At 64.0% G+C, this 15,647-nt stretch carries 15 protein-coding genes; 6 read left to right on the top strand and 9 right to left on the bottom strand.

Features of this window, described 5'->3' with window-relative positions; all coding sequences use genetic code 11:
• Positions 1–57: 57 nt before the first annotated feature.
• On the bottom strand, positions 58–1,371 hold the full coding sequence (locus NKJ64_RS21910; protein ID WP_023751732.1) for an ABC transporter substrate-binding protein: 1,314 nt from the start codon (positions 1,369–1,371) through the stop codon (positions 58–60).
• A 237-nt stretch (positions 1,372–1,608) separates the two neighbouring features.
• Here NKJ64_RS21910 and NKJ64_RS21905 point away from each other — a divergent pair, with 237 nt between their 5' ends.
• From NKJ64_RS21905 to NKJ64_RS21885, 5 genes are read left to right on the top strand one after another with little or no spacing between them, the layout of a single operon-like run.
• A complete protein-coding gene (locus NKJ64_RS21905; RefSeq protein WP_023743084.1) occupies positions 1,609–2,286 on the top strand; it encodes a beta/alpha barrel domain-containing protein in 678 nt (225 codons plus the stop codon).
• The gene (locus NKJ64_RS21900) at positions 2,286–3,743 is read left to right on the top strand and encodes a xylulokinase (protein WP_023751733.1); all 1,458 of its coding nucleotides are present in this window, start codon (positions 2,286–2,288) and stop codon (positions 3,741–3,743) included. The genes NKJ64_RS21905 and NKJ64_RS21900 overlap by 1 nt, the downstream gene beginning before the upstream one ends.
• Before the next feature lie 14 nt (positions 3,744–3,757).
• Positions 3,758–5,050, top strand: a complete 1,293-nt coding sequence (locus NKJ64_RS21895) for an iron-containing alcohol dehydrogenase (protein WP_081727369.1) — start codon at positions 3,758–3,760, stop codon at positions 5,048–5,050.
• Between the two features lie 7 nt (positions 5,051–5,057).
• Positions 5,058–5,861 (top strand): HAD-IIB family hydrolase, encoded by an 804-nt coding sequence (locus NKJ64_RS21890; protein WP_023692036.1) that lies wholly within the window; start codon positions 5,058–5,060, stop codon positions 5,859–5,861.
• 2 nt (positions 5,862–5,863) lie between these two features.
• The gene (locus NKJ64_RS21885) at positions 5,864–6,646 is read left to right on the top strand and encodes a DeoR/GlpR family DNA-binding transcription regulator (protein ID WP_023686645.1); all 783 of its coding nucleotides are present in this window, start codon (positions 5,864–5,866) and stop codon (positions 6,644–6,646) included.
• 10 nt (positions 6,647–6,656) lie between these two features.
• Here the strand turns inward: NKJ64_RS21885 and NKJ64_RS21880 are convergent, their stop codons facing one another.
• From NKJ64_RS21880 to NKJ64_RS21855, 6 genes are all read right to left on the bottom strand, one after another.
• Positions 6,657–7,166, bottom strand: a complete 510-nt coding sequence (locus tag NKJ64_RS21880; RefSeq protein ID WP_023704257.1) for an L-2-amino-thiazoline-4-carboxylic acid hydrolase — start codon at positions 7,164–7,166, stop codon at positions 6,657–6,659.
• Complete coding sequence (locus tag NKJ64_RS21875) at positions 7,163–7,948, bottom strand: ATP-binding cassette domain-containing protein (RefSeq protein ID WP_352463299.1); 786 nt, start codon at positions 7,946–7,948, stop codon at positions 7,163–7,165. Before NKJ64_RS21875 ends, NKJ64_RS21880 begins: the two co-directional genes overlap by 4 nt.
• Positions 7,945–8,946: an ABC transporter ATP-binding protein gene (locus NKJ64_RS21870; RefSeq protein ID WP_023826305.1), complete on the bottom strand. Its 1,002-nt coding sequence runs from the start codon at positions 8,944–8,946 to the stop codon at positions 7,945–7,947. The genes NKJ64_RS21875 and NKJ64_RS21870 overlap by 4 nt, the downstream gene beginning before the upstream one ends.
• Positions 8,943–9,773: an ABC transporter permease gene (locus NKJ64_RS21865; protein WP_023735154.1), complete on the bottom strand. Its 831-nt coding sequence runs from the start codon at positions 9,771–9,773 to the stop codon at positions 8,943–8,945. The genes NKJ64_RS21870 and NKJ64_RS21865 overlap by 4 nt, the downstream gene beginning before the upstream one ends.
• On the bottom strand, positions 9,770–10,756 hold the full coding sequence (locus tag NKJ64_RS21860; RefSeq protein ID WP_023804581.1) for an ABC transporter permease: 987 nt from the start codon (positions 10,754–10,756) through the stop codon (positions 9,770–9,772). The genes NKJ64_RS21865 and NKJ64_RS21860 overlap by 4 nt, the downstream gene beginning before the upstream one ends.
• A 270-nt stretch (positions 10,757–11,026) precedes the next feature.
• Positions 11,027–12,631, bottom strand: a complete 1,605-nt coding sequence (locus NKJ64_RS21855) for an ABC transporter substrate-binding protein (protein ID WP_502902882.1) — start codon at positions 12,629–12,631, stop codon at positions 11,027–11,029.
• Between the two features lie 363 nt (positions 12,632–12,994).
• Between NKJ64_RS21855 and NKJ64_RS21850 the strand changes: the two genes are divergently transcribed.
• Positions 12,995–14,185, top strand: coding sequence for a M24 family metallopeptidase (locus NKJ64_RS21850; protein ID WP_352463297.1), 1,191 nt, complete (start codon positions 12,995–12,997; stop codon positions 14,183–14,185).
• 179 nt (positions 14,186–14,364) lie between these two features.
• On the opposite strand, the gene NKJ64_RS21845 is transcribed toward NKJ64_RS21850, so the two are convergent.
• Together NKJ64_RS21845 and NKJ64_RS21840 are read right to left on the bottom strand one after the other, a co-directional pair.
• Positions 14,365–14,781, bottom strand: a complete 417-nt coding sequence (locus tag NKJ64_RS21845) for a cupin domain-containing protein (RefSeq protein ID WP_023669853.1) — start codon at positions 14,779–14,781, stop codon at positions 14,365–14,367.
• The gene (locus NKJ64_RS21840; protein ID WP_023828299.1) at positions 14,778–15,641 is read right to left on the bottom strand and encodes a phosphoenolpyruvate hydrolase family protein; all 864 of its coding nucleotides are present in this window, start codon (positions 15,639–15,641) and stop codon (positions 14,778–14,780) included. Before NKJ64_RS21840 ends, NKJ64_RS21845 begins: the two co-directional genes overlap by 4 nt.
• Between the last annotated feature and the right edge of the window lie 6 nt (positions 15,642–15,647).

The raw sequence follows: 15,647 nt of genomic DNA, 5'->3' as shown, positions 1-15,647 counted from the left end.
TGCGGACAAGAACGGCTACCCGCTTGTGCGGGTAGCCTCTGCGCGACATCTCAAGGCCTATCGTGCCGGATAGGTCATGGGTGCGCAAGAACCGAGCAGTGTCGAGATGTCGGTGGCGGCGGTGTCGAGGGCGGCCTGCGCCTCCTTTTCGCCGGCGAGGTAGGATGACAGTTCGCGCACCAGTATGTCGGTCATCTCGGCCGATTGCGGCAGCGTCGCCTTCGGCACCGCATGCTCGTTGGCCTCCATCGACGCCTTGGCGTAGGGCAGTTTCTGCACCTCCGCCGAGGCATAGACATCGGGCCGGCCCGAGGCGCCGCCATTGAGATGCTGCTCGAGCTGGCGGTCATAGCCCATCATCCACTGGACGAAGAGGAAGGCGGCCTGCTGGTTCTTCGAATAGACCGGGATCAGATAGGTCCAGCCCTCGACCTGGCCGATCTTGCCGCCGTCGCCTTGCGGCACGAGATCGAAGCCAACCTTGCCGACCACGGTGGAGGCCGTGGTGTCGACCGATACGGCATAGGTTGCGTCGTTCCACATGATCAGCTCGGTGACCTTGGCTTGCTGCATCAGCGCCATGACATCATCCCAGAAATAGTTGAGGCTGTCCGGCGGCGAGAATTGCAGCAGGCTCTTGTAATATTCGAGCGAGGCGACGGCCTTGGGGCTGTTGACGATGACCGGGCCGCAGGCCGAGCCGCTCTTCACGTCGAGCACGTCGCCGCCGAAGGAATAAAGGAAGTTGAGCCACTCATACCACAGCGCCTCGTGGCGCTTGCCCTGCAGGGCGGTGCCGTAAAAGCCCTGGTCGGGGCGATAGAACCATTCGGCGATATCGCGATATTGCTTCCAGTCCTTGGCGGGAGCGAGGTCGTAGCCATACTTGGCCTTGAAGCCTGCCTGCTCCTTGGGATCGGCGAGCAGGTCCGAGCGATACCACATGAACATGTTGAGCACTGTGAAGGGGAAGCCGTACTCCTTGCCGTCATACCAGGAGATTTCGTGCCAGGCGGTCTGGTAGAGCTGCTTCTCCGGCTCGAAGCTCGGATCGCGCAAAGCCGGGTCGGCCATCATCTTGGCGATTTCGACCAGATGGTTGTTGGTGGCGAACTTGCCGAGTTCGCGATGCGGCTGGATGATGACGTCGTAGCGGCCGCGGTGCGAGTTGAGATCGAGCTGCACCTTGTTGACGGCTTCCGAGTGCTCGTACATCTCGACTTCGACATGGATGCCGGTCTGTTTTTCAAACTCCGGCGCCATCTTCTTCAGCGCTTCGAGCGGCGGCAGCGCCTCGCCGACCATGCGGATGGTCTGGCCGCTATAGGGTTTCGACGCCTCTTTCAGATCCCACGCGGCCGCTTGTGTCACTTGCCACGTCAGGGGCCACACAAATACGGCTGCGACGAGCAGTCTGGACGCAGTACGTCTCAGCGGCTTGAGCATTCTTCCCTCTCCCTAGAAGTCGTGCCTGGCGGGCTGGCGCCCGTTCTGTCATAAAATGTGTGGTACTGCAAATCAAAATGTGGCACCTTGCAACAAATGGCTGGGAGGTGTTAACAGACCGGCAGCAAACCGGCTTTCCCGACCAGGCGAGGGACCTTTCGGATGGACTTCATCTTCATGCTGACGCGCAACGATCGCACGGTCGAGGACTGTCTCGACCTGGTCGAATTGATTGAGCCGGTCGGCCTGAAGCATGTCGGCTTCAAGGATATTGGCGTCGCGCCGGATGTGCTGCGCAAGCTCGCTGTCGCCATTGGCCGGACAGGCGCCACCACTTACATGGAAGTTGTCTCGACGACGGCTGAGGCCTGCCTTAATTCCGCGCGCATCGCCAGGGATCTCGGCGTCCGGCGCCTGCTCGGTGGAACCCAGGTCGACGAGATCATGGCGTTGCTGGAGGGGAGCGGCACCGAATACTACCCTTTTCCGGGTCGGCCGGTCGGCCATCCGACCAAGCTCGGCGGTTCGGCCGAGGATGTCGAGGCCGACTGCCGCGCCTTCGCCGAGAAGGGTTGTGCGGGATGCGACATCCTCGCCTATCGCGCCACCGAGGCCGACCCGGCCGAACTGGTGCGCGCAGCCCGGCGCGGGCTTGGTCCGTCGCGGCATCTGATCGTCGCCGGCGCCGTGGCATCAGCCGATCGGATCAAGGCGATCAAGCTGGCCGGCGCCAACGCTTTTACCATTGGCACAGCGGTGTTCGACGGTTCCTATTCGCCGACGAAAGGTTCTATCCTCTCGCAACTGCGGGATGTTCTCGCGGATTGCGAGCGTGTCTAATGCCAGTCATCGGCATCGATCTCGGCACACAAAGCCTGAAGGCGATCGTTGTCGATGACGAATTGCGGCTGCGTGGCGAGGCCGCTGTGTTGTACCAGCCGGCCTTCCCGGCGCCCGGCTGGGCCGAACAGAATCCGGCGCTGTGGCTGGCGGCGCTCAAGCCGGCCATTGCCGGCGCGCTCGACAAGGCTGGGCTTGCGCCGTCCGACATCAAGGGCATTGCCATTGCCGGCCAACTCGACGGCTGTGTTGCGGTCGACAGCAGCGGCCAGGCCCTGACGCCGTGCATCATCTGGATGGATCGGCGCGCGGCGGCAGAGATCGCCGCCATCGATCCGGACTTCATCCGCGAGCGCACCGGTCTCGTTCTGGACGCCACGCATATGGCGGCGAAAATCCGCTGGGCCGCGCGCAACCTGCCCGAAGCGCGCCGAGTGGCGCTCTGGCATCAACCGGTATCATTCGTGGTCGCAGCGTTGTGCGGTCGTGCCGTCATCGATCACGCGCTGGCCTCGACGACCATGCTCTATGGGCTGAAGGAGCACAACTATGCCGGCGATCTGCTGGCGGCCTTCGACATCGATGCAGATAAATTGCCCGGCATCGACGATGCATCTGAGATCGCCGGCGCCTTGACCCACGCCGGCGCCGAGCTCACCGGTCTGCCTGTGGGCACGCCGCTGGCGGTCGGCACCGGCGATGATTTTTCGGCCGCCATAGGCGCCGGGGTTGTCGTGCCCGGTGTCGTCGCCTGCAATCTCGGCACGGCCGAAGTGGTCGGCGCGGTGTCCGGCACGCTTCGCCTCGACCCCGGCGGCCTGGTCGAGACCCATGGCTTTCTCGGCAACGGCTATTTCATCTCCAATCCCGGATGGCTCTCGGGCGGCGCGGTGACGTGGTTTCTAACAACCTTCGGCGTCGATTCGCCGGCGGCGATGTCGGAACTGGCGGCGACGGTGGTTGCCGGCAGCGACGATTTGCTGTTCTTGCCCGCGTTGTCCGGTGCCATGGCGCCGCGCTGGATCGCCGAAGCGCGTGCCGCTTTCTACGGCCTGACATCCTTCCACGGCAAAGCCGCTTGTGCCCGTGCCGTGCTGGAGGGCTGTGCCTTTGCCATGCGCGACGTGGTCGACCGGCTGGACGATCTCGATATCGCGACGGATCGCATCCGGCTCTCAGGCGGTGGCGCGCGCAGCCGGGTATGGGCGCAAATCCGTGCCGATGTCAGCGGCAGGCCGGTCGAGATCGCGGGTGCGGCCGATGCCTCGCCGATCGGTGCGGCAATCCTTGCCGCCGCAGCCATCGGCCTTACCTCCTCAGTGCAGCAGGCGGCTGAAAGGCTGGCCGGCCACATCGAGACGATCGACCCTGATCCTTCCGCCAAGGCCGCCTACGACAGAAGTTACCGCCGGTATCGCACCTTGTTCGATGCCCTGACCCCGCTTCATGCTGACTGACCGGACTGCATCCTATGTCCAGACAAATGCTCGATCGCCTTATTGCCGGCACGCTGCCTGACCCGGACAGCCAGGGAATGCTGTCGGTGCCGCTGAAGACCATCGTCATAGGGCGCGGTCTCGGCGATGAAGCCGATGCGCTGGTCAAGCCGCTGCCGCTCGGCCGCAGGCTCGCCGTTGTCATGGATCCCGACACAAGGCTGGCTCTCGGCGAGAGAGTGTCGATTGCGCTGCGCGGCTCCAGCGATGTCGACAAGATCATCCTGCCGCGCCATCCGCATCCCGACATGGACGCCGTGCGATCGGTGATCGCCCGCACGAAAGACGCCAGCGGTCTGGTCGCGGTCGGATCGGGCTCGATCAATGACATCACCAAATATGCCGCCCATCTGACCCAAAAGCCCTATGCGGTGTTCGGCACCGCGCCGTCGATGAACGGCTACACCTCGGTGTCTGCGGCAATCACAGAGGACGGCCTGAAGAAATCGCTGACGGCGAGCCTGCCGGTCGGTGTCTTCCTCGATCTCGATGTCATGGCGCGAGCGCCGCACCGGCTGATCGCTGCCGGCTTCGGCGATTCGATGGCGCGGCCGACCGCGCAGACCGATTGGCTGATGGCGCATCTGTTGCTCGGCACGCCCTACCGGGAGGCGCCGTTCATGCTTCTGGCTGAGGACGAGGAGGCGCTTATCGCCAAAGCCGGCGAACTCGGGACCGGCGACCTTGAGGCGATGGAAGTGCTGGTGCGCACGCTGGTCATGTCCGGTCTCGGCATGACACTGTGCGGCGGCTCTTATCCGGCCAGCCAGGGCGAACATCTGATCGCCCACTATATCGACATGCGGGGCCAGGGATTGCCTGAGGCGCATCACGGCGAACACATAGCGGTGACGACGTTGACGATGGCGCGGCTGCAGGAGCGCGTGCTGGCACTGCCGGAGCTGCAGCTCGCGCCGTCCGCGGATACGCCAGAACGCTTCATCGAGATCTTCGGCGAAACGCTCGGACGTTCCTGCTGGGCGGCATTCAAGCCCAAGCTGCTGGACCGCGAACGGGCAAACGCCATCAACACCATGCTGGCCAAGCAATGGCGCTCGCATCGTGAAAGGCTGGTGCGGGTGGCACGCCCGGCGCGCGAGATCGCGGCAGCACTGCGCGCCGCCGGCGCGCCGACCACGCCGCAGGAGGTTGCCATACCGGCTGGCTTCTACGACGAGGCGGTCGCCAATGCCCGGCTGATCCGCGACAGGTTCACCATGCTCGACGTCGCGGCTGCCTCGCTCGAAACGGTTGCGGCGGGAGCCTGAGCGGGTGCTGCGTCCGCTTGCCGACTTCACCGCGCTAGACCGGCGCAACATCGCCGTCGTTCTGACCGATATCGACGACACCTTGACCGACAAGGGACGGCTGCCGGCAAAAGCCTATGCGGCGCTCGAGCGGCTGAAGCAGGCCGGCTTCCTTGTCGCGCCGGTGACCGGCCGCCCTGCCGGCTGGTGCGACCTGATCGCGCGGCAATGGCCGGTCGATGGCGTGATCGGCGAGAACGGCGCTTTCTATTTCCGCTATGACGGCACTGCCAAGCGCATCGTTCGTCACTATGCCAGGAGTGCCGGGGAAAGGCAGGCTGACGCGGCGCGCCTGCGCGAGATCGAACGCGCCGTGCTCGCGGAAATTCCGGGTGCGGCGGTCGCCGCTGACCAGGCCTATCGCGAAGCCGATTTGGCGATCGATTTTCGCGAGGATGTCGCGCCGCTGCCCAAATCTGAAGTGCTGAAGATCGTCGCTATCTTTCAGCGCTATGGAGCGGCGGCGAAAATCTCGTCCATCCATGTCAATGGCTGGTTCGGCAAATACGACAAACTGTCAACAAGCCGGCTATTCTTGCGCGACTGTTTTGGTATAGACATAGACCACGACAAGGACAGCATTGTCTTCGTCGGCGATAGTCCAAACGATGCACCAATGTTCGGCTTCTTCCCCAACAGCGTCGGCGTCGCTAATGTGCTGGACTTCGCCGGCGAACTTCCGGCATCTCCTGCCTTCGTCACAAGCGGGCGCGGCGCGCAAGGGTTTGCCGAGCTTGCCGACGCACTGATTGCTGCAAAGGGAATGGAATAATCATGGATCAGGGCCGACTGACGAAGAAGGAGCGGCACGCGCTTATCCTTTCGGAAGTGCGCCGGTCGGCGTCCATCCGCATCTCCAAACTTGCACGGCGCATCGGCGTCGCCGGCGAGACCATCCGCCGCGATCTCATCGAACTCGGCGATGCCGGGCTGATCAACCGCACCTATGGCGGTGCGACGATCTCGCTGGTGACATCAGAGCCGGTGATTTCGGAGCGCGGCCTGACCCTGGTCGAGGAGCGCGCCCGCATCGGCCGCGGCGCAGCGGGCCTGGTCCAGAAGGGCCAGATCGTGATGATCGATGGCGGTTCGACCACTTATGAGGTGGCGCGCAACCTTTCGCAGCTGAAGCGCGACCTGACCATCATCACCAATTCCACCGGCGTGGCCTCGGTGGCCGGCGCCAATCCGACCTTCCGCGTGCTGCTTTGCCCCGGGACCTATGACAGCCGCGAAGGCAGCGTGCTTGGCGAAGACACCGTCGAGTTCCTGCGCCGCTACAATGCCGACGTCGCCATTATCGGGGCATCGGGGATAAGCGCCGATGGTCCGAGCGACATGATCTCGGGCGCCGCAGCCGTTAAACGCGCAATGATATCGCGTTCACTGTCGACGGTGCTGGTGGTGACCCACGACAAGTTTGGCCGCAGCAGTCTGGAACGCATCTGCGGGCTCGATGACATTGCCGATATCGTCACCGACAGCGAACCGAAGGCCGACCTGCGCACTGCTGCCGAACAGGCGGGCACGGAGCTGCATGTGTTTGCCGCCGACTGATCAGCATTGGCTATCCGGCGGCATCCCTGTTGGTCAGCGCGATGTGGCAGCAGCCGGGGCCGTGGCCCGGCGTCCAGGTGACATTGTCGAAGCGCACGCCCGTTGCCTCGAACAGACCACGGTCGAAAGCGCCGGCGATGCGGCAGAGCGTGGCGAGTTTTTCATCACCGACACCGGCCTCGACCCAGGCGTCCTTCAGCGGACAACGCTTCACCTTGAAGGCGATGTGGTCCGGCCCGCGCTCGACATCGGTCGGATACATCAGGCCGCCATCCGGGCTGACGGCCAAAAATGCCTCGCCGATGGCCGGCGCGTCGTTAGGTCCGAAACGGGCGAAGGCGGCCGCCGCCACCTCCTTGCCGCGCTGCTCGATGGTGCGGATCATGATCGCCTCGGCCTTTTCCGCGCCGAGTTCGCCGGTCAGCTCGTCGAGAAACAGACGGTAGAGATCGGCGCGGTTGCGGAAGGCGGAATCGAGTTCGCGCGAGAGTTTTTCGGCTCTGGCTTCTGGTTCGGTCATGGTACTTGCCTGCTGCTTCTGTCCAATCTTGGCGCCGCCGCAACCAGCGCCTTGCCGATTGCCGATTGCGGCGCGTCGACTACGTTGCGGGGGTCGCCGCTCTCGGCGATCCGCCCGGCGTTGAGAAGAACGACGCGGTGGGCGATGGCCCGTACGACGCCGAGATCATGCGAAATGAAGAGATAGGAGATCCGTTCCCTGGCTTGCAGGTCGAGCAGCAACTCAAGGATCTGTCCGCGGACCGAAACGTCGAGCGCCGACACCGCCTCGTCGAGCACGATCAGCGACGGTTTGGTCGCGATGGCTCGGGCGATGGCGACGCGCTGGCGCTGGCCGCCGGAGATTTCGTGAATGGCGCGCGGGGCGAGATCGGCTGCCAGCCCGACGCGATCCAGCAAGGCAGCAATGCGGGCCGGCCTCTCGGCGCGGGAAGCGATGGCATGGATGCGCAAGGGATCGTCAAGCACGCGAGCCACCGTGGCGCGCGGGTTGAACGCGGCGAGCGGATCCTGGAACACCATTTGCAGGCGCGCGCGCTTGGTGCGCAGGGCCGCACCCTTCAAGAGCAGAAAGTCATCGCCTTCGAATTGGACGGTGCCGGCGTCGGGCTCGATCAACCTAAGCACCAGCCGCGCGATCGTCGACTTGCCGCTGCCGGAGGGCCCGGCCAGCGCCAGCGTCTCGCCGGGTTCGATGGCGAAGGAGACACCGTCGACGGCCGCGATGGCCTTGCCGCCACGACGGTATCGCTTGGTAAGACCGGAGACGGTGAGCAAGTTCATGCCGGCGCCCGTCGTAGCAGCGGATCGGCGTCGAGGCCGAGATGGGCGTTGAGCAGCGTTCGCGTATAGGCATGGCGCGGGGCGTTTATGATTTGCTCCGTCGGGCCGAGTTCGATCAGTTCGGCGTTCCGGAATACAGCGATACGCTCTGCGAGTTCGGCGGCCAGCGCGATGTCGTGGCTGATGAACAGCAGCGTCATGCCGTCCTCCGCCACCAGTTGCCGAATGAGGCTGACGATTTCGGCTTGCACAATGGTGTCCAGCGCGCTGGTCGCCTCATCGGCGATCAGCAGTTTCGGACCGGCTGCAATGGCCGCGGCAACAGCAACGCGCTGCTTCTGGCCGCCGGAGAGCTGGTGCGGGAAAGCACGCATGGCGGTTTGTGGGTCGGGCAGCCGGACACGTTGGAGCAGGGTTTTGGCTTTGGCGTAAGCTTGTGGCCAGTCGAGGCCGAGGTGGGTGCGGGCGACTTCGGCGATCTGTTTGCCGACGGTCATGACGGGGTCGAGGCTGGCGGAGGGGTCCTGGAAGACGAAACCAATGTCGCGACCGGGAAGGGGGAGCGTGCTGGGCTCGGTTAATTTGAGAGGTCGGCGTTCCGTCACACCCCCCTCTGTCCTGCCGGACATCTCCCCCGCAAGGGGGGAGATTGCTCTCTCATCTCCGCCTTCGCCAACCACGAACGTTGCAGAAGGGAAGCCGTGGGCAAAGCTGCTGATCTCCCCCCTTGCGGGGGAGATGTCCGGCAGGACAGAGGGGGGTGGGAAGGATCGCGGCGCCTGAAATTGCCACTTGACATGCCCTTCAATCTTGGCGCTCGCCGGCAGCAGTCCAGCCACCGCCAGCGCCAGCGTGCTCTTGCCCGAACCGCTTTCGCCAATGATCGCCAGCCGCTCGCCGGCAATAACATCCAGGCTGACCCCCTTCAGCGCCGTAACCTCGCTGCCATCTCGCCGATAGCGCACTGACAGATCGCGTATCTCAGCCAGTGCGGTCACGACAGGCTCCTCCGCACCGCCGTCGTTTCGACCACGCCTTCGCCGGTGAGATAGACGCCAAGCACGGTCAGCACCAAGGCGATGCCCGGAACGATCGACAGAAAGGGCGCGGTGCGCAGCACAGTGCGGCCCTCGGCGATCATGCCGCCCCAAGTGACGCGATTGGGGTCGCCGAGACCGAGGAAGGACAGCGCTGCCTCGGTGAGGATCGCGGCGGCCACGATCACCGAGGACAAGGCCAGCACCGGCGGCAACGCGTTGGGCAACACCTCGCGAAAAGCGATCTCAAGCGGATGCATGCCGATGACGCGAGCGCCGGCGACGTAATCGCGCTCGCGGATCGACAGCACTTCGGCGCGCGCTACACGCGCCGGTCCGGTCCAGGCGCCAAGCGCTATTGCCGTGACGACGACGCCGAGCGACGGCCCGACGACGCTGACGAAGGCCAGCGCCAGGAGAAAACTCGGCACGGTCTGGAAGGCATCGGTGATGCGCATCAGCCCCTCGTCCACAAGGCCGCCGGCAAAGCCGGCCAGCGTGCCGACGACCGCGCCGATGAAGAGTGCCGCCGCTGCCGCCGCCAGGCCGACCGCCAGCGAGGTGCGGGCGCCGTGGAACAGTTCGGCCAGCACGTCACGGCCGAGCCGGTCGGTGCCGAGCGGCAGCGACCAGTCCTGGAAGGGCGGCAGCAGTGCTGGTCCGGCAATGGCCTGCGGGTCGCCGGGGAAGAGCAGCGACGCAAACAGCGCCATGGCGAACAGAAGCGCCAGGATGATCGCGCCGGCGACCGCTTCCGGCCGGCGCAGGAACCGCGGCAGCGCGCTCACGCGCTGGCCTCGCCGGCGCCGACGCGCGGGTCGAGGAAGGCGTAGGCGATGTCGACGGCAAGGTTGACGGCAATGACGAGGACGGCGCTGGTGAGGATGATGCCGAGCAGCAGCGGCGTGTCGCGCGAAGCGACCGCTTCCTGCGCCAGCCGGCCGAGCCCGGGCACGGCAAAGACGCTTTCGATGACGACGCTGCCGCCCAGCATCTGCGCCGATTGCAGGCCGAGCATGGTGACCAGCGGCAAGAGCGCGTTGCGGGCGACATGGGCGAGCACGATGCGGCGGCGTGACAGCCCCCTGGCGCGGGCGGCGAGCACAAAATCCTGCCGCCACGCCTCGGCCATGCCGGCGCGCATCATGCGCAGATAGAGCGCGAGATAGATGAAGCCGAGCGCGGAAACCGGCAGGACGAGGTGGACGGCGATGTCGGTGGCGCGGTCAAAACCGGTCTTGTCCGAGGCCAGGCTCTCGATGCCGCCGATCGGCAGCCAGCGCAGGTCGACGGCAAAGACGACGATCAGCACCAGGCCAAGCCAGAAACCCGGCACGGCATAAAGCGCCAGCGAGCCGATCGACAGGAAGCAGTCGCGAAAGCTGCCGGGTCTGGCGCCGGCGTAGATGCCGAGCGCCGAGCCCAAACCGAAGGAGAGCGCGGTGGCGGTCACCATCAAGAGCAGTGTCGTCGGCAGGCGTTCCAGGATGACATCGCGAATTGGCCGCGAGAAGGTAACGGACTGGCCGAGGTCGAAATGCAGCAGCGCCCAGAGATAGTTCGCGAGCCGTGTCAGCTCGGACTGGTCGAGGCCCCAGCGATGACGCAGCAATTCGATCATGCCGGCGTCGCCGCCGGTCGAGACGATGTAGGCGTCGACCGCGTCACCGGGGGCGGCTTCCAGGAGGAGGAATGTGCCGATGATGACGATCAGCAGCACGAAGATGCTGCCGACGAGGCGACGGCGCATGAGGGTGAGGGCGCGGGTCATGGGAAAGGCATAGCGCTGCGCCAGTCGGGAGAGGTGCGGTGTCTAGGCACCCCCCTCTGTCCTGCCGGACATCTCCCCCGCAAGGGGGGAGATTGGATGTCGCCTCTGCCTTCGCCAATCTTCGATGCCGAATGTACGCGACAGCGAAGCTGCTGATCTCCCCCCTTGCGGGGGAGATGTCCGGCAGGACAGAGGGGGGTGTGATGAAACGCGGCCCTACGCCATGCCTTCACACCAATTTCTTTGCGAACTTTCATCCGCGCAAATGTGTCACGATTCCAGATAGGTGTCCGCCCAGTTCGACGCCGCCCATCGCGGGTTGTTGGCGATGTTGCCCACGGTATCGCGCGCGACGCTGATGAAGCTCCATTCGGCGACGTTGATCAGCGGCAGGTCCGCCGCGACCTGTTTCTGGAATTCCTTGTATAGGTCGGTGCGCGCTGACGTATCCAGCGTCTCCGAAGCCTTGGCGATCAGCGCGTCGAGCGCGGCGTTCTTGTAGCCGCCCTGGTTGGAGAACGGCACGCCGTCGGGAATGCCGCTCTGCACCAGGATGGTGGTCGAGATCGCCGGGTCGCCGCGGAACACCGGCGGGCCGACGGCGAGGTCGAAGGTGTGGTCGGTGTAGACGGCCTTGATGTGCGCGGCCGAGTCGTTGTTGACGATCACGGCGTCGATGCCGATTGCCGCCAGCGCCTGGCGCAGATAGTCGCCGAACTGCTTCGTCTCGTTGAAATAGGGTGCCGGCAGGAGTTTCAGCGCAAAACGCTTGCCGTCATCGGCGCGCTTGTACCCCGCGTCGTCGAGCAAGGCGTTGGCCTTGGCGACGTCGAATGGATAGATCGGCACGTCGGCAGTGTAGAATTGCGGATCGTTCTTCGGCACCGGGCCGGTGGCGGTGGCGGCATAGCCGAGGAACACCGTCTTGACGACGAAGTCCTTGTCGATGGCATGCGCGATCGCCTGGCGGACCTTCACGTCGGCCAGTTCCTTGCGGCGATGGTTGATCTCTACGACGAGCTGATAGGTCAGCCCCTCATAGCCCTTGGAGATCACCTTCAGGCCCGGCACCTTGGAGATGCGGTCGAGGTCGGCCAAGGGCACGGCGGAGAAGGCGGCGAGCTGGATCTCTTCGGCCTCGAGCGCCGCTGCAGCCGACGTGCGGTCGGGTAGCACCTGGTAGATGATCTCGTCGAGATACGGCTCGTCCTTGGCCCAGTAATCCGCATTCCTGGTCAGCTTGTAATACTGGCCGGCCTTGTATTCGCCGAACTTGAACGGCCCGGTGCCGATGGGTGCATTGTTGGCCGGGTTGTCCTCGATCTTGCCGACCTCGTAGATGTGCTTCGGCACCACGCTTGACAGCGCCGGCAGCGCGTTGCGGATCAGCTGGAACGGCGTTGGCTTGGCGAATTTGAAGACGGCGGTCAGATCGTCAGGGGTGTCGACGCTGGCCAGATCCTTGAACACGGTGCGGCCGAGATTCTGCAGCGGCTTCCAGATCTGCAGCGCGGAGAAGGCGACGTCGGCCGAGGTGAACGGCTCGCCGTCATGCCATTTGACGCCGTCGCGCAGTTTGAAGGTCACCGACAGCCCATCGGCAGCAGCTTCCCAGGAGAGCGCAAGGCGGGGTTCCAGTCCGTCCTTGCCTTCGAACGAGGCTTCGGCCAGCGTTTCGACGATCTTGCTGGAAATGAAGAAGACGCCGTTGGAGGCGACGATGGCCGGATTGAGGTTGCGCGGTTCGGAATCGGCGGCGAGCACGAGGCGGCCGCCCTTCTTCGGCGTCTGCGCCCAGCTGAATGTGGGCATGGCGGTGGAGGCCAGCAGTAAAACTGAGCCGCCAAGCAGCGTGCGTCTGGAAATATCCGACATGATCAACCTCCGTCCTCTCCGCGACCAGATGGGCGCACCCCTCGAAGCTGGCCGCACCCGCCAGCATCCTCGCGGCGATTATGGCCCTTGCCAAGGGTTTCGCCAGAGACGGAATTGGCGCATCCTTGCTTGGCTTTGAAATTTTCGTCCTCTGGACCAGTTTTAGAGGTGGCCCTTTCATTCTGGTATTCTGGTAGGACCAGATTGCCTTAGTGTGCAGCAATGACGAGTGGTGACAGCCTGCCGAAGCAATCTAACCTGTTTCTGGCTGGACCAGAGTTAACGAAATGGTGCAGATTTGATCGAAGCCAAGGGATTGGACGCAGTACGGCCGGCGATCCCACTGATATCAGGGAGAGAAAGATGAACATCGCCCCGGGCAAGAGCGCCGTCAGCAATATCCCGTTCGATCAGGTGAGGGTCGACCGGCTGATGGAAGAGGCCGGCATCGATGTTCTGCTCGCGACCTCCAAGCACAACACGCAGTATCTGCTTGGCGGCTACAAGTTCATCTTCTTTGCCGCCATGGATGCGATCGGCCATAGCCGTTACCTGCCTATCGTCCTCTATGAAAAGGGCGGGCCCGGTCATGCCGCCTATATCGGCAACCGCATGGAAGGCGCCGAGCACCAGAACAGCCCGTTCTGGACGCCGACGCTGCATGCCGCCTGCTGGGGCACGCTCGATGCTGCCAATCTTGCGGTCGAGCACATCAGCAAGATCGGCAAGGCCGGCGCCCGCCTCGGCATCGAGCCGGCCTTCCTGCCGTCGGACGCCTATGCGCTGATCCGCAAGGCGTTGCCGGATGCCAGGCTGATCGACGCGACCGGCATGCTGGAGAGCATGCGCGCCATCAAGACGGACGCTGAGCTGGAAAAGCTGCGTATCGCCTCCGAGCTGATCACCGATTCCATGTTGGCGACCATCCGGTGGGCGCATGAAGGCACGACCAAGGCGGAGATCATCGAGCAGCTGCGGTGTGAGGAAACCAATCGCGGCGCGCATTTCGAATATTGCCTGCTGACGTTGGGCGCCAGCCACAACCGTGCGGCGTCACCGCAGGCGTGGAAAAAGGGCGAAGTGCTGTCGATCGATTCCGGCGGCAATTATCACGGCTATATTGGCGATCTCTGCCGCATGGGCATTCTGGGCGAACCGGATGCCGAGCTTGAGGATCTATTGGCCGAGGTCGAGACGGTGCAGCAGGCGGCGTTCTCGAAGGTGAGGGCGGGCACCATCGGCGGCGACATGATTTCGCATGCCGAGGGTGTGCTGAAGGCCTCCAAGGTCGCGCACTACACGGATTTCTTCGCCCACGGCATGGGCCTGATCACGCATGAGGCTCCGTTCCTGATGACCAACCATCCGGTGACCTATGAAGGCACCTATGCCGCCAAGCCGCTGGAGACAAACATGGTGCTGTCGGTGGAGACGACCATGCTTCACCCGACGCGGGGGTTCATCAAGTTGGAGGACACGTTGGCGGTGACGGATGCGGGATATGTGATGTTTGGGGATCGGGCGCGGGGCTGGAATAGAGGTGGGGCTTTATAGAACGAAGGCCGGCGCCGCCCCTCATCCGCCTGCCGGCACCTTCTCCCCGTAGAACGGGAGAAGAAGGCAGCTCGGGCGATTGGCGAAATCGCCGATGAAAGCATCTTTCTCCCTGTCACTATACGGGGAGAAATGTCCGGCAAGACAATGAGGGGCGGCGCTACCCCTGGAGGAAATCATCATTTCCCCGCCGGGATCAACCTGAAATCCGGCAACTCCCGCAGCACCAGTTCGGGTCCAGCCGGCGAATAGACAACGAAGAGCTGCATCGGCCCATCGCCCGTGTTCAGCGTCGAATGGAAACGGCTTTCCGGCACATAGATGGTGCAGCCGGGGCCGACCTTGGCGACGACCGGATTGCCCTCCTCGTCCTCGACCATCTGCTCGCCATTGCCCGAAATAACGAAGATGATCTCTTCCGCGCCGGGATGGTTGTGGCGCGTGTGTCCCTTGCCTGAGGGCAGGTCGACGACACCGCCGGAAAAGCGCTCAGCGCCATTCACTTCAGGCGCCACCGTCAGCGACAGCTTGCCCCAGTCAAAGCCGAAGGCGCTCACGTCCTTCGGGTATACGAATACCTTGCTCTTGTCGGTCATGATCTCATCCCCTTCTTTTTCTTATGGTCGTGCAGCATGACGGCCTTGAAATCCGCCGTCTGCCTGGCGATCGCGGCTTCAGCCGGCAGCCGTTCCATCGAACTCGCGCCATAAAAGCCGTGCAGGCCCTTGCAGCGGTCGAGGATGTAGCGGGCATCATCCGGCATCGAGATCGGCCCGCCATGGCAAAGCAGGATGACATCCTTGCGCACCGAGCGCGCCGCGTTGGCGATGACGTCGATCTCGACCACGCAGTCGTCGAGCGACTTGGCCGACGTGGCTCCGATCGAGCCGCCGGTCGTCACCCCCATATGGGCAACGACGATGTCGGCGCCGGCTTTTGTCATGGCGCGCGCCTCGTCGGGGTTGAAGACATAGGGCGTGGTCAGAAGATCGAGCTTGTGCGCCTCGGCAATCATGTCGACCTCCAGCCCGAAGCCCATGCCGGTTTCCTCAAAACTCTGGCGCATGCTGCCATCGAACAGGCCGATGGTCGGGAAATTCTGCACGCCTGAAAAGCCCATCGTCTTCAGCTCGGCAAGCAGCAGCGGCATGATGACGAAGGGATCGGTGCCGTTGACACCGGCCAGCACCGGCGTCTTTTTGACCACCGGCAGCACCTCATAGGCCATTTCCTTGACGATCTCGTTGGCGTTGCCATAGGCGAGCAGGCCCGCAGCCGAGCCGCGCCCGGCCATGCGATAGCGGCCGGAATTGTAGATGATGATGAGGTCGATGCCGCCGGCTTCCTCGGCCTTGGCCGACAGGCCAGTGCCGGCGCCGCCCCCAACGATGGGCACGCCGTCGGCGATCATCGCCTTGAACTTCTTCAATATGTCCTTGCGCGGTATTGCGGGCATTTGTTG

It is taken from the genome of Mesorhizobium sp. M0062, assembly GCF_040323125.1.
Lineage (GTDB): Bacteria > Pseudomonadota > Alphaproteobacteria > Rhizobiales > Rhizobiaceae > Mesorhizobium.
This window is presented reverse-complemented; position numbering and strand designations above follow the sequence as displayed.

Excerpts from the sequence above, each read along its gene's own strand:
- NKJ64_RS21855 (WP_502902882.1), bottom strand. The coding sequence starts at position 12,631 with ATGTCGGATATTTCCAGACGCACGCTGCTTGGCGGCTCAGTTTTACTG.
- NKJ64_RS21845 (WP_023669853.1), bottom strand. The coding sequence starts at position 14,781 with ATGACCGACAAGAGCAAGGTATTCGTATACCCGAAGGACGTGAGCGCC.
- NKJ64_RS21875 (WP_352463299.1), bottom strand. The coding sequence starts at position 7,948 with ATGAACTTGCTCACCGTCTCCGGTCTTACCAAGCGATACCGTCGTGGC.
- NKJ64_RS21850 (WP_352463297.1), top strand. The coding sequence starts at position 12,995 with ATGAACATCGCCCCGGGCAAGAGCGCCGTCAGCAATATCCCGTTCGAT.
- NKJ64_RS21840 (WP_023828299.1), bottom strand. The coding sequence starts at position 15,641 with ATGCCCGCAATACCGCGCAAGGACATATTGAAGAAGTTCAAGGCGATG.
- NKJ64_RS21905 (WP_023743084.1), top strand. The coding sequence starts at position 1,609 with ATGGACTTCATCTTCATGCTGACGCGCAACGATCGCACGGTCGAGGAC.
- NKJ64_RS21880 (WP_023704257.1), bottom strand. The coding sequence starts at position 7,166 with ATGACCGAACCAGAAGCCAGAGCCGAAAAACTCTCGCGCGAACTCGAT.
- NKJ64_RS21900 (WP_023751733.1), top strand. The coding sequence starts at position 2,286 with ATGCCAGTCATCGGCATCGATCTCGGCACACAAAGCCTGAAGGCGATC.
- NKJ64_RS21895 (WP_081727369.1), top strand. The coding sequence starts at position 3,758 with ATGTCCAGACAAATGCTCGATCGCCTTATTGCCGGCACGCTGCCTGAC.
- NKJ64_RS21885 (WP_023686645.1), top strand. The coding sequence starts at position 5,864 with ATGGATCAGGGCCGACTGACGAAGAAGGAGCGGCACGCGCTTATCCTT.
- NKJ64_RS21860 (WP_023804581.1), bottom strand. The coding sequence starts at position 10,756 with ATGACCCGCGCCCTCACCCTCATGCGCCGTCGCCTCGTCGGCAGCATC.